The following is a 15,227-nucleotide window of genomic DNA, read 5'->3' as shown; positions in this document are numbered from 1 at the left end:
TTTTCCTGTTCTATAAAAAAAACTGAAACACTGCGCTATTTTTGAATCAACTAGCGTTTTTATTTTGGAGGACCAAAATATCTATATACAGTAAAATTATGGCATTTAAATACGTAGATAATCCCCTCTTGTAAAGTCTAATATTTGATGTAACATACTTATATATCGGACTATTTATATATATTTTATTAGCAAATCAAAGTATTTCAAGAAGAAAAAATGGAGATACAATGTATGATTAATAGAAAACAAAATTACAGTAAAATTTTACAATATATAATAATAATTTCAATATTTTTTACGTTACTCTTTTTATTGCGTCTAAGCTGGCTTCATTACTTTTCTTTTGCTAATGAAGTTGAAATTAAGCAAGGAGTATTAGATTTTGAACAAATTCAAGATTTACGGAGCTTTAAAACACATTTGGATGGAAAATGGGCTTTATATCCTAATGTTTTGCTTATTACAACAGATGCGATACAATCCGACACCCCCATTTACTCAAGCTTACCAGAAACATGGGATCCGTATCTTGAATATAAACCAGGGCATTCACCAAGCGGTTCGTACTATTTGAAAATCGTCAATGTGCCTGACATGAAGATTGTTTATGGTCTAACCATTCCAGCGAGTCTTTCACCGTATACACTTTATGTGAACAGACAATATATCGGCAACTACGGAAAACATATACCTACCCCAAGAACACCTGATGAGGATCCCAGACCTGTTACTTATCACTTTCCATTACAGCCTGGGGATAATGAAATTATTATTTCAGGCTTTAATATGAATAGCTATGTACCTGGTGGGTTAACAACATCACTAATTTTCGGTGATTCACATTCTATTGAAAAAATAAGATGGTACTCTGTCATTACTCAAATAATCGTTTGTGCATTTATTCTTTTCTATCTTCTATGCGCTATTTTACTATTTACTGTAGGAATTAGAAGAAGTGCATTAATTTATTTTGCGCTTTTACTAGCTTCCATGTTTACTACGGTTATTCTTTCGAGCAATAAGCTTCTTCTTTGGTACGTAAAAATTGATTGGATAACAGCAACGAAAATATTGCAATTTTCCTATGTAATGACGATACTTTGGCTAATGTTGTTTTTTAATGAATTAACAAAAAAATATATCCGCACAAAAATATTAAACATTCTCGCTGTCTTTTGTTTTGTTTATCTATTATTAATTGCGGCCATGCCAATTGACTTTATTTACAATACGAAATTTGTCTTTTATGCACTTTTGATTGTTGTATCGATTGTACTAACAGTATTTATATTTAAAATTGCTTTACGTAAGCACAAAGGCTATATAATGCTATTTTTAGCAGCTACAGCAATTATTAATCATTGCGTATTTCTAATTATCAATTGCTTTGTGACATCACCTTACAATTACTATCCGTTTGATTTATTAATTGCCATTACAGCATTATTAGCTTTTTGGTTTATGAACTTTTTCTATAAATCGGCAAAATCGGAACAGCTCGCTATTAAGCTCCAACGGGAAATTTACAGAAAGGATGATTTCCTTGTGAATACATCCAATGAGCTACGCACACCTTTACAGCATATGCTAAGTGTCGCACAGTCTTTATTAGCGAAAAAGGAACATCATGATTTAAGGCTATTAGTGACAATTGGTCAGCATATGTCCTTTATGCTAGATGGTTTACTAGATTTGATTCATCTAAAAGAACAAACAATCAAGCTTCAAATTAAACCCGTTAATGTAAATCAGATTGCAACAAGTGTCAGCAGTATGTTCAAGCCTACAATTAAAAATAAGCCAATTGAGCTAGTTGTTGATTTGCCTAAAGATTTACCACCTGCACTAGCCGATGAAAATCGACTCATACAAGTTTTCATTAACTTAGTTCACAATGCAATTAAATTTACAGACAGAGGCTCTATCACTATTCAAGCACAAATAATAAGCAATCAGCTTTATGTTTCGATTACAGATACTGGTATAGGAATTGAACAGAGTAAGCAGGTGCTCATTTTTGAACCGTATGAACAAATTGATGCTAACCCGGCTCATATTGGTCTAGGGCTTGGGTTAAGTATTAGTAAAGAAATTATCGATTTACACGGTGGCTCTCTCAATGTTACATCAATATTTGGCAAAGGCTCTACTTTTACATTCTCTTTACCAATAGCGAAGGGATTAACCATTGGACATGACGAGCCTATTATTGAACATAGTAACGCACTATCGAAATATATCTTTTTACAAAATGATTTGTCTGAAATAGAAAAGGAGCTTGCCGCTTCAACTAACGAACACATCTCGTCAGTTAACTCGGCACAAATTTTACTTGTCGATGCGGACCCTCTAAGCATACAAGTATTATTAAAAGCTTTAACAACAGAGTTTTATAACATTGAAACGGCTACAAACGGTGTAGATGCACTTGCAAAAATTAAGGCGAAGAGCTTTGATTTAGTTATTTCAGATACCGTATTGCCACAAATGTCAGGCTATGAATTAGCTATGCAAATTCGCCAGCAATTCTCTATTTCTGAGCTGCCTATTTTATTTTTAACTACACGCCAGCAAAGTGAAGATATTCGACTAGCCTTTTTAAATGGAGCAAATGACTATGTAAAAAAGCCGATTGAATATATTGAGCTGAAATCGCGTGTAGATGCGCTTATTCAAGTAAAGCAGTCAAGTGAGGAGCGATTGCGTTTTGAAGCTGCTTGGTTGCAAGCACAAATTCAACCACACTTTTTCTTTAACACACTAAATGCAATTATTACATTGCATGGTGAGGATGACGAAAAAATGGAGGAGCTTTTACTCGCTTTCAATGACTATTTACAAATGAGCTTTAATTTCGAAAATATCGACTTGCTTGTACCTCTCGATTATGAGCTAAAGCTTGTGCGCTCTTATATGGCAATTGAACAAATTCGCTTTGATAATCGAATTCAAATGATATGGGATATTCCAAAAGATATCGCGTTTACTGTACCACCATTAGTACTGCAAACACTTGTCGAAAACGCAGTACGTCATGGCATATTAAATCGCCCTGAAGGTGGTACGATTACGCTACGAATTACAGAGCATAGCAAGCATTATTTAGTAGAAATTATTGATGATGGCGTTGGCTTCGTTAAAGAATCGGTTGATACAACCGCCAGTGTCGGGCTTTTTAATACCGAACAACGTTTAAAGCAATTATTTGGCGTAACACTAACAATTGATAGTATTGTTGGGAAAGGTACAACAGTTTCCTTCCCTGTACCGAAAGAAAATATTTAAGGGCTAAAATAGCACATAGGGCTGTAGGAAAAGATGTGACTCCTCCCTACAGCCCTGCATTTAATTTTTCTATTTCTTGTTTTCGATTATTTTGCCAATGCTGGAACCAGCTTTTTACTTCCTCGCTTGGCTCTAACGCTAATTGTTCTTCCAATGTTTGCTTTAATAATGCATATTGCTCTTCAACTGCTTGAGCATCATTTAATATATCGTATAGTTTCATTAACGTAAAATATTGTAATTCCTCATCTGCATCAAGTAATTGTAGCTTTTTTTCAACTTCAATTGCTTGCTCATACATTTGTTCCTTTATATAAAATTTACTAAGCTGTAAAGCATGCTGACGCCACATTCGTTTCAAACGCTCACGTTCACTTTCAGCCCAAATATAGTCACAATCCTTTAAAAAATGATTTTGATACGCCTGAAATACTTGCTCATGCTTTTTATATGTATCCTTTGTCAAATCTGGTAAATCTTTAAGTTGCTTTGTCCATTCATCTACATCAACAAGCACGTTACCTAGCTGCAATCGATAACCTGAATCAAGCTGAAGGCTAGAAATTTGCACATCATGTAAATCATATTGCTTTAATGTTTTTCTAATTGTATAAATAGTTGTATATAATTGCTTTACGGACCTCTCCATATCTACCCCTGACCAAAACAATTCGAGCAGTGCATCTTTTGATATGGTTTTTTCATGACGAGACAGTATATATGAAAAAATCTCCTTTGCTTTTGTTGTACGCCATTTCATAGAATGCACTTGACCATCTGCTGATACAACCTTAAGCCCCCCCAAAAGTTGGAGGCAAGTACTATTGCTCTTTTGAATTGGCTTATCACTAAGCAATAGCTGAAGTCTTGCCAATGTTTTATGTAATCGCTCTTTTTGTATAGGCTTTAACATATAATCAATGGCATGGATATTAAATGCATCTATTGCATAGCGATCGAATCCTGTAATAAATACGATTTCCACTGATGGCTGAATTTCTTGAATTTTTTCAGCGAGCTCCAAACCATTTAAATCTGGCATTTCAATATCTGAAAATATAACATCAGGCTTTAAGCTTTTTATATTTTCATATGCCTCTATCGGATCATCAAATTCCCCTACAATTTCAATTTTATGTAATTCATTTTCTAATAATAAATTTTTCAAACGAGTCATCGGTAACAACTCGTCGTCGATAAGCACTACTCTCAAAAAGTGTCCTCCTCTCTCAAATTTTCATCACATACTAACAGTTACAAGACGCCCACTTAAGTGTTGAAGTGGGCGCCAAGTTGCCTATATACCAGTCATAATTAGCAAAAGATAAAACTAGCTAATAAAGTTCCTTCAAAATAAAGGATACAGCTAAAAAAGGCACGTAAATATACCCCATATTTGTATAATCAACAGACATATTAATTACACTTTATATTCCTACTAAGTTATCAAAATATCAGCTATTGGTTATGTTCTCTATTTAGTGTAACATATTTATATATCGTACTTAATTAATAAACATTTAACTGGCAATTAAAGAAGAGTGGAGTTTTATTTATTATGATAAAAACACGCAATTATTACTATGAATTTAAAATTATTATACTTATTTTATTGTTTTTTTCATTGCTCTTTTTCATGCGCTTTAGTTGGGTCAACTTTCTTTCATTCTCAAATGAAGTCGAGATTCAACGTGGTGTTATGGATTTTGGGCAAATTGAAAACAGCAAAAGCTTCAAAACATTTCTTGATGGTGAGTGGGAGTTTTTCCCGAACACTATACTTACCACAAGGGAAAATAAAAATTCTACTTCTCTCATCTACTCAAATTTACCCGAATCATGGGATACTTATATAAAACGTAAACCGGGTACTACAGCCCATGGTTCATATTATTTAAAAATTATCAATGCACCTGATTCAGAGAGGCTTTATGGCCTTACGATACCTGCTAGCCTGTCACCTTACACACTCTCTGTAAACGATAAGCGCATCGGTAAATATGGTAGTGAGCCACTTAATTTAAGAACACCTGTCTTAGACCCTAGGCCGGTTACTTACTACTTTCCGCTACAACCTGGGGACAATGAAATTATCATTTCTGGCTTTCATCGGAATGAACATACACCTGGTGGTTTAACGAAATCACTTATTTTTGGTGATTTACAGTCTATCGAAAATTTAAAGTGGTTTTCTGCTATTACACAAATTATTGTATGTGCCGTTTTCCTCTTTTATTTACTTTATACCATTTTACTTTTTATTGTCGGTATAAGAGGAAATTCGCTATTGTACTTTGCACTACTCGTATTTTCAACATTTATTACAATTATGGTGTCAAGCAACAAGCTACTTTTATGGTATGTTCAACTTGATTGGATAGTATCAACGAAGCTATTCTTCTTTTCCTTTATCATGACTATGCTCTGGTTTATTTTATTTTTAAATGAACTAATAAAAAACTATGTGAACACAAAATTACTTAATATATTGGCAACCTTTTGCTTTGTTTATTTATTATTTATCACTGCGGCACCAATTCGTTATATTTTCTCTACACAAATAATATTCTATGCACTATTTACTATTTCGCCAATCATTCTAGCTATTACTACTTATAAAGTGGCAGTACGTCGACAGAAAGGCGCTATTATGCTGCTTTTAACAGCTACAGCAATGATTAATAATTCAGTATTTATAATAGCTAATCGTTTTTTATCAACACCTTATAGTCACTATCCATTTGATTTGCTTATTGCAATTACTGCTTTATCTGCTTTTTGGTTTATGCGCTATTTTCATGTATCTGTCCAATCAAAACAACTCTTCGCTAAGCTTCAACAGGAAATGTATAGAAAAGATGATTTTCTTGCCAATACATCTCATGAGCTGCATACGCCACTTCAGCATATGCTAAGCATCGCACAATCGCTCTTAGCAAAAAAAGAGCAGCCAGATTTAAGGCTATTAGTTACAATTGGTCATCATATGTCGTTTATGCTAGATGGATTATTAGATTTAATTCATCTAAAGGAACGAACAATAGAATTGCAAATTAAACCGATTAATGTTCAGCATATCGCAGCAAGTGTTAGTGATATGTTCCAGCTCACAATTAAAGGTAAGCCAATCGAGCTAATTGTTGATTTAGCACCAGATTTACCACCTGTACTTGCAGATGAAAACCGACTCATTCAAGTTTTCATTAATTTAATTCATAATGCAATTAAATTTACAGATAAAGGCTCTATTACAATTCATGCGAAAGTAATAGGCAATCAGCTTTATATTTCTATTAAAGATACAGGTATTGGAATTGAAAAGAGCAAGCAAGCTGTTATTTTTGAGCCCTATGAACAAGCTGATGATACCATTAAGTCTTCTCGTCATATAGGTTTAGGGCTTGGATTAAGCATTTGTAAGGAAATTATTGAATTGCATGATGGCTCAATTTCCGTAGCTTCTGCGATTGGCGAAGGCTCTACCTTTACATTTTTATTGCCAATAGCAAACGGCTTAACAGTGGGACATAGCGAGGATACTACCGAAAGCAGTAGCATATTATCAAAATATATTTTTTTACAAAATGATTTGTCCAATATGGAGCAGGAGTTGGCTGTGACAATAAATAAAAATACAGCCTCAACTAGCTTGGCACATATTTTAATTGTTGATGCAGACACATTAAGCTTACAAGTGTTATTAAAGGTGTTATCTAGCGAATCTTATAAAATTGACACAGCTTTAAATGGTGCAGAAGCACTTGAGAAAATTCGCGAAAATAATTTTGATTTAATTATTTCAGATATTATGCTGCCACATATGTCAGGCTACGATCTAGCAAAGCAGATTCGAGAACAATACTCAATCTCAGAGCTTCCTATTTTGTTCTTAACAGCACGTCAGCAAAGTGAGGATATTCGTCTTGCCTTTTTAAATGGTGCAAATGACTATGTGAAAAAGCCAATTGAATACGTTGAGCTTAAATCACGTGTCGATGCACTTATTCAAGTGAAGCAGTCCAGTGAAGAGCGTTTACGCTTTGAAGCTGCATGGCTGCAAGCGCAAATTCAGCCACACTTTTTATTCAACACATTAAATGCCATTATCTCCTTGCATGGTATTGATGATGAAAAAATGAAAGAATTGCTGCTCGCTTTCACTAATTATTTACAAATGAGCTTCGATTTCCAAAATGTTGATGTCGTTGTGCCGATTGATTATGAATTAAAGCTTGTTCAATCTTATCTAGACATCGAAAAAATTCGCTTTGGTGACAGAATTCAAGTTATTTGGGATATTCCCGAAAACCTAATGTTAAACGTACCGCCACTATCAATCCAAACTTTAGTGGAAAATGCAATCCGACATGGCATTTTACCACAAAGAAAAGGCGGCACTATTACTATTCGCATTGCAGAATCTAAAGAGACTTATATGGTGCTAATTATTGATAACGGGGTAGGTTTTGATATGACTCGCCCACGTAAACAGGCAAGTGTCGGATTAGTCAATACAGAACAACGCCTTAAACAAATTTTTGGCGCAGAGTTATTAGTAGAAAGTGCAATTGGGCATGGCACGACAGTTGCATTTACAGTTCCAAAATCTTATAGTCAAAAACGTATTTGATAATACATTCTTAGTACACAAAAAGGCTTCGGAGAAAATAGGTTAATTCCTATACTTTCCGACAGCCTTTTGTACTTTTATTGCAGTATTTCCTACTCTCTTTTTATTAAAAGCCTATATATTCGATTTAAAAAAAGTAAATAAACGCGATTTTTTGTTACTTTATCATTTGCTGTGATTTATACTTTTTCCTACTTTTTGAACTACTCCCACTTAACTCCTTGACGAGCCGCTTGAAGTGGGAGATTCCTAAGAACACCAGCGTAACCGCCAGTTATTGATTAGGCTAGCCCCGTAGCTCCTACGGTTAGAAGTCGTATCGCTTCATTTTTAAGATTTTGTCCTGCGTTTAGATCCCTGTCGTGATGTGTGCCACAAGAAGGGCAGTCCCATTTACGAAGGTTGAGATTCTTCACGTCTTTGTTTTGATAGCCACAACACGAACAGAGCTGAGAACTTGCAAATGTTTTGGAGACAGCCACTACTTGTTTGCCATACCATTTGGCTTTGTACTCAAGCATGGTTCTGAATTGTGACCATGATACCTCGCTGATTGCTTTAGCTAACTTGTGGTTTTTTAACATGTTAGATACTTGCAAATCTTCAATACCGATTACATCGTGGTTTTTAATGATTTCGGTGGAGATTTTTTGCAAATAGTCTGTTCTGGCATTGGTCATCCGTTCGTGGATTTTTGCCACCTTGATACGTTGCTTGTGCCAATTGGAAGAACCTTTCGCCCGTCTAGAAAGGATGCGTTGTGCATTCGCTAGTTTTTCTTCCATTTTACGGAACCATTTTGGATTGGAGAAGACTTCTCCCGTACTCAAAATGGCAAAGTCTTTTAGTCCAACGTCAACACCAACAGAAGAACCTGTCTTTTCTACTGGTTGCACTTCTGTTTCAGCAAGAATGGACACAAAGTATTTTCCACTTGAATTCCGTCTGATGGTAGCATTAAGAATACGCCCTTCTACTTCACGACTTTTGGCAAACTTGACGAATCCAAGTTTGGGCAACTTGATTTGGTTTCCTGCAATCGCAATATTGCCGTTCGTGTGCTTGGTTGTATAAGACTGTACTTTATTCTTTTTAGACTTGAAACGTGGGGCGTTATTCTGTTTCTTGAAAAAGCGTACATACGAATCTGCAAGGTTTTTAAGGGAAGATTGGAGCGCAATGCTGTCCACTTCTTTTAACCAAACGAACTCTTTCTTCAGTTGGGTTAATTGAGAAGAACAAGTGTGATAAGTCAATCCTATCCCTGTTTCTTTGTAGGTCTCCTGCCATTGAGCTAGAAAATGATTGAAGACAAAACGTGAACAACCAATTGTTTTCGCGATGAGAATGGCTTGTTCTTTGTTTGGATAGAGACGAAACTTATACGCTTTATTGACTAGCATCGTTTTTCACCTCCTATTTATGATTATATACACAAACATACGTTCTCACAAGGAGTAAGGAGTCCAAATGAATAGTAAGAAATGCATTGTGTTAGTAGATGAACAACTTCAAATTCAAGCCGTTAGAGAAGAGAATACCCTTGAAAACAACTGGAGGGTTCTCTTAAAAAGCAGGTCTAGGCTCCCGCCTACCGACATTCATCTCCCACTTACTTACTGGGCTTTATCACCCTTTACGTTCCTTGAGGTGGGAGTCTTCTGTCGGGAAATGATAAATCGCATGGATAATTTCTTTGTTGACAGCTTCGATATTATGAGGTGTTTTTAATATTTTGAAAGCTTCTGCTCGTGTTATGTCAGATGTAACATATTTCGGAGGTAAGTTATTTAGTGCTGTCGCGATAATGTTCATTTCACATAGTTCGCAATTGCAAAATGTTTGATATTCCACCCCATTCAGCAAAAAACGAACAAGCCCTCGGACAATTTCTTCTGTTACATTTATTAAAATAGCTTGTGTCATTTATTTTTCTATCCTCGCTATCTATTTAGTACAAGCTATGGATGGTAGCCCTTATCAAAATACAAAGCCGTAGAGAAATGTAGGCACTAGCCTACGTTCCCTACAGCTTCTTCTTTTTTATTTATTATTTCACAAACTGCTCTACGCCATTGGCATCCACTGTGTATGAATGTGTGCGAGCTGCTTCTTCGATATCACCAAATGCACGGTGTGTCTTGGAAACGTCTGTAAAGCTTGCAGTTGGTAGTTCATTTAATGGTCCGCGCTCTAACATACGGTTTATCATGCGAACTGCTTGTACACGTGTAATGGCTTCATTTGGCGCAAAGCGTCCATCTGGATACCCACTAATAATACCTGCATCGCGGTTTGCCTCGATAATCCACTGTGCCCAGTGACCTTTTGTATCATTAAATGTTAATGTGATATTTTCTTCCACTGTTAACTTTTTAAAGTTTGCTACTACTTTCGCCATTTGTGCGCGTGTAATATTGTTTGAGGCATTAAAGTTGCCTTTTTCATCGCCATCCATAATGCCCATCTCTTTCACGTAGGCAATTTCACCTGCCGCAAAATGCGTGCTCGGAATATCCTTGAATGGTGCTGTGTCTACTGTTGTACCTTCTTCATAGCCTAAAATACGTGCAATCATACGTGCTGCTTGTGCACGTGTAATATTTTCCTCTGGACGGAATGTGCCATCCTCAAAGCCACGAATATAAGCTGTGTGTGTCTGTACTTCTTTCGTCACTTGAATAATTGTAAATGTACTGAATTTTTCTACTGTGAAACGCAATCCTGGCTTGCCATCTTGCATTGTCACTACTTCAGGTTGAACCACTTTTTTCTCACCATCTGAATGCTCAATGAACACGGCTAAGCTCTCTAAAAATGCTTGGCGCTCTGCTGCTTCAGTTGGTAGTGTTACCCCACGTAATGGTAATGTAATCACTACTGGACGAGATGGTAAGTTTGTTTCAATCGTCATTGGACGTGCTACCACATGGACATTGTTGCTTTGTAATGTTTCACGTACAACACGCTCTGCACGTGCACGTTCTTCAATTGCTTGACGCTCGCTTTCCTTTTTCACAGGTACTAGACGGAAGTAGAAGTTATCCTCTACACCTTCCATTGAGCTGTTTGGAATCGCGATATGTGCATTATCTGTTGCAATTTCTAAAGTTAAGCCATTGTCGCGTAAGATTTTCAGTGATTCTTTTGGTACTTCTACAGTTACCTTGTCTACTTCATCTTTTACATCTGGAATAACAATACGTGCAATTGTATTGCCAATTTTCTTCGCTTTTTCTACAGCTTCTAATGCTTGCGCTGGTGTTAAGTTCACCAAGTCTGTTACTTGACCATCCGCATGCGTCGTACGCTCAATTTCCACTGTTGTTTTTTCAAGTGGGTTGTCCCCATCAACTTCTAAATCAACACGGATAATTGTTTTATTTTCTTGTGGTTGTTCTGGAGTTGGCGTTGTTGTACCGCCATCTGTATTGCCATTGTCACCACTGCCTGGCGAAGATGTATTTGCTTGTCGATATACTTTGATTGTATACTGCTTCACATTACCATTAGCATCTGTCACTGTAATCAAAATGATATTTTCGCCTACACGTAATGGAATTTGTCCTAATGTACCTGGTTGTCCATTGACAGTTGTTGTTACTTTTGCGCCCACATCCATTGGGATAGCATTGAAGTTAATCGTAGATGTTGGATAGCCTACATTCATTGTGTAGTCTGTGACACCTGTTTGGAAGCTTGGGCTTAACGTACCAGTTGAAGGTGTTAAGCTATTTAAGCCTTGTCCCACTGGTGTTATTGGTACAAGTTTATTTTGCGCTGCTGTTAACTCTACTAATGCATTATTAACCTCAGTTTGTGTTGCATTTGGATTAGCTAATACTTCCTTAGCTTTTTGTAACGCTTCATTGTATAATGTCCAACTTTCTGGTGTGTAGTTAGTTGGAACTAGGTTATTACTTTCATCTACTTTGTTTTGTAGCGGTATTTTATTTACTGCTGGTGTTGTAGAGATTGTAAATGTTTTAGTTTTAGTGACAACTTGTTGTCCATCCGTAGCTGTGGCCACAATTGTATACATACCATCTGGTAAATCTGTTGGTGGTGTAAATGTCCACTCCCCTGTTAATGGGTCAACTGTTGCAATACCATCTACTAATATCGTATCGTTGTTACTATTTTTCAGTTCAATTGTTACCGTTGAAGGCGTTGTTGTTACAGCAACTTTCCCTCCAAATGTCGGATGTGGATTTGTTGTCACTGCGTCAGGCTGTGTAATTTGGAATGCAGCGCTATATGGGTTTTCTGCTGCTTTATTAAATTCAGCTACCTTCGCACCATTTGTACCTTCCAATGTGCCTGTTCCATCATATTTCACTGTGACTGATTTCCCTGTTACATCTGGTGTTTTCGGGAATGTGAGTACTAGCTTGCCATCTACTACTTCAAAGCCAGTAGGTACTACTTCTACACCATCAACATCAATCGCAAAACCTGTTAAATCTGTCAATGTAATGTCTTTGTCAAACGCTACTGTTATTTTGTTACCGTTTGTTGTTTGTTCCAGTTTAGCTGTTTCTGGTTTTGGACCTACAAGCACCAATTTATCTTGTGCATCAGTTAATGCAGCTAACGCTTGATTTACTTCTTCTTGCGTTGCATTTAGATCATCTAAGACATTTTTGGCTGCTATTAATTGATTTTGGTAGTTTGCCCATGTTTCTGGCGTATACTCTGTTGCGATTAAACCTGCTGCTTCATCTACTTTAGCTTGAAGTAGCTCTTTATTAACGATTGATACGTCAAAGTTACTTACAGACACACCATTCTGCCCTTTTAAGTTACCTTGAGTGGCATCATAAGAAACTTTTACTTCTTTGCCTGTTACTTCTGTTCCATCTGGTAATGTAATGATGACTTTTTTCGCATCAGTTGGGTCAACTGTAAAAGTTGCATTGGCAATATCATTACCATCAACTGTAATCGTAAAGCCTGTTCCATTTGTCAATTCGATGTCTCGGTCAAACGTCAGGGTAATTTGGTTGTCTCCTGCTTGTGCTTGCTCAAGTGCCGCATTTTCAAGCTTTGGCACAGGTGCTGCAATCGTAAAGTATGCACCATTCGCGAAATCACTACTATTTAGTGTTACTTTTCCATCTGTAAGTGGATAGAATGAATCGTTCTTGTCAAATTGCTCATCTGCACTAATAACTAAATATAGCGGCCATTCTGATGCTCCTACTACTTTGTCTACTTGCAACGTAATATCTGCATCAGTCCAATTTGTTTTTTCTACTTTGTAAATACGTTCAGTATGTTGTAACTGCTCATTTTCCTTAGTTAATGGACGAGCAAATGTTGCAGCTTGTTCGTTATCACTAAATGTGAAGAATGATAAATCATTCTCAATTGTCTCCGCATTATCTTTATTCAATGCTTCTACTGTGTCGCCAAGTGCAATCGTTACCATCGCACTATCTGCTTGTGATTTTGATTGCTTTTGATTAATACCACCGGCACCATCAAGACCAATACCAGTAATACGGTGTCCGTAACCGCTATTTTTACTTGCAGTCCACATCCTTGTTACACCGTCACTTGCAATATAATCAGTCGGTTGGCCAGCATCATTTTTCAAGGTAATCCCATATTTTAACGCAAGATAGCTGTTTACCTTTGAACGTTCGTCATCATCCAACGTTTTGTTAAACACAAGCATTTCTGCAATATTACCATTTTTAAATGGAGCATAGTCACCATATCCAAAATACTCAAAACCATTTTGCGCTACCCCTTTTGCCCAATTGGGGTTATGGGTTTGTGGTGTATGTGCTTGGATATGACCATTAATAGATAAGGCCCACATATTAGATGTACTTACTACACGCAGTATATTAGGAGCTGTCACTTTCTCAGTTGGTGACTCAATCGTTTTTACTTCATTCGTAGCAAAGTTAGTAATAATTTTACTATCACTATATAAGACATCATTCTTTCCAGCTTTACTAAGCTCCCATGGGAATCCCGTTTCACCTGATTTTTGTACGGAGAATACTTCTCTTTCCTGACTGGTTCCAAAAGGTATGTCTGTTATTGAAGTAGTTGAAAAGAGCATACCAGTCTCCTTCGCATCAGTTGCTTGATGGAAGTTAATCTCTCCTCCATTGACATGTTGCTCAGAGATTGCTCCCAAAGTATTATTCCAGTTGAATTTACCAGCAAGATCCTTTAATACAAATTTACCAGCTATCACTTCTGGACTTTTCTCAATATCTATATAAGATACAAATTCAGGGTCACTAATATCTACTCCACCTGGTCCTACATATTCAGCAGAAGCTGCCTTTGCTTGCTGTGGACCCACAAAAGATATACTACTTGCAACTAATGCCGTAGCAAGAAATGCATTGAGTGAGCGTTTCCACCATTTTTGTTGCTTCTTGTTTTGCATGTTTATCCCTCCATTTTTTCTATTTAGTTGTTAAAGTGTATATGTAATTAATCCACCCCTTCCTTCATTTCAATTGTTGTTTGGATAAACTCTAAGAAACTCGAATTTTTATCAAATTTCTTTCGCCATCATTTTAATAAATTCACCTCTACAAAAACTCTACAAATCATGATTGAAGTTTCACTTTATTAGAAAATTTTTACTTGCTGCTAACGAATTAAAAACACTAAAATGGAGAGGTTGATGATATAACGAGGTGATTTATGAAATACGCTATTTTTGGGGATTTACATTCACATAAAAAGCATACTAAGCGGGTGCTTGCGCATATTCAAGTGGTTGCGCCTGATGCAGCATTATTTGCTTTAGGAGATTTATATGAATGCACAATAGGTAAACGTAGGGCAGTAACTGCGCGCAATATCCCACTGAAGGAAGCCGCGATTATGAAAAAAAAGTTTGAGGAGTTGCTTACATTCCCTTCTGTTATTGGCAATCAAGAGGAGCGTATTGCACTTGTAACAGGCTCGCAGCGCTTTTTGCAATATGAGGAGAAACTATATATAGAAAATGCCATGCTTATTCATGGGCATCAATTTGAGTGGAACGAGCAATTTGAACCGACATTCCCTGAATTTCATACGCCATTAGTATTTTTTGGACATAGTCACCGCGCAGCTATTTATATCGATGGTATTCGTACAGCTATTTGCTATAACTCTCCTATATACGTTGGGGACAAGCCATATATTATTAATGTTGGGGCTGTTGTGGAAACACTCGATTGGTGTTTATATGATAGTGAGGAAATGACGGTAACATTTATGCAGGCGAAATAAGAATACAAAAATGGCTGTTGGAAAGCAGATATTCACCCGCATTTTTCAACAGCCCTAT

The 15,227-nt window shown here is 36.6% G+C and carries 7 protein-coding genes; 3 read left to right on the top strand and 4 right to left on the bottom strand.

From position 1 onward, the window contains the following. The first annotated feature begins 234 nt into the window (after positions 1–234). A complete protein-coding gene (locus TY13_RS17915) occupies positions 235–3,288 on the top strand; it encodes a hybrid sensor histidine kinase/response regulator (RefSeq protein WP_042478855.1) in 3,054 nt (1,017 codons plus the stop codon). A 46-nt stretch (positions 3,289–3,334) separates the two neighbouring features. Here TY13_RS17915 and TY13_RS17910 read toward each other — a convergent pair whose 3' ends face one another. Next, positions 3,335–4,492, bottom strand: coding sequence for a response regulator (locus TY13_RS17910; RefSeq protein ID WP_230199477.1), 1,158 nt, complete (start codon positions 4,490–4,492; stop codon positions 3,335–3,337). Between the two features lie 354 nt (positions 4,493–4,846). Between TY13_RS17910 and TY13_RS17905 the strand changes: the two genes are divergently transcribed. Then, complete coding sequence (locus tag TY13_RS17905; protein ID WP_042478851.1) at positions 4,847–7,918, top strand: hybrid sensor histidine kinase/response regulator; 3,072 nt, start codon at positions 4,847–4,849, stop codon at positions 7,916–7,918. Positions 7,919–8,199: 281 nt separating this feature from the next. On the opposite strand, the gene tnpB is transcribed toward TY13_RS17905, so the two are convergent. The 3 genes from tnpB to TY13_RS20465 form a co-directional block, all read right to left on the bottom strand. Further along, the gene (gene tnpB, locus TY13_RS17900; protein ID WP_042478849.1) at positions 8,200–9,321 is read right to left on the bottom strand and encodes an IS200/IS605 family element RNA-guided endonuclease TnpB; all 1,122 of its coding nucleotides are present in this window, start codon (positions 9,319–9,321) and stop codon (positions 8,200–8,202) included. 226 nt (positions 9,322–9,547) lie between these two features. Then, positions 9,548–9,844 (bottom strand): late competence development ComFB family protein, encoded by a 297-nt coding sequence (locus tag TY13_RS17895; RefSeq protein WP_042478848.1) that lies wholly within the window; start codon positions 9,842–9,844, stop codon positions 9,548–9,550. Between the two features lie 124 nt (positions 9,845–9,968). After that, positions 9,969–14,330 carry an S-layer homology domain-containing protein gene (locus TY13_RS20465; protein ID WP_052344379.1) on the bottom strand — a complete coding sequence of 1,454 codons (4,362 nt, stop codon included), beginning with the start codon at positions 14,328–14,330 and terminating at the stop codon, positions 9,969–9,971. Between the two features lie 263 nt (positions 14,331–14,593). On the opposite strand from TY13_RS20465, the gene TY13_RS17885 reads away from it, so the two are divergent. Continuing rightward, positions 14,594–15,169: a metallophosphoesterase family protein gene (locus TY13_RS17885; protein ID WP_042478846.1), complete on the top strand. Its 576-nt coding sequence runs from the start codon at positions 14,594–14,596 to the stop codon at positions 15,167–15,169. Positions 15,170–15,227 lie beyond the last annotated feature (58 nt).

This window comes from Bacillus ndiopicus (assembly GCF_000612805.1).
In the GTDB taxonomy this organism is placed as follows: domain Bacteria; phylum Bacillota; class Bacilli; order Bacillales_A; family Planococcaceae; genus Metasolibacillus; species Metasolibacillus ndiopicus.
Note: the sequence above shows the minus strand (reverse complement) of the source record. Positions and strands in the feature narration are given on the sequence as shown.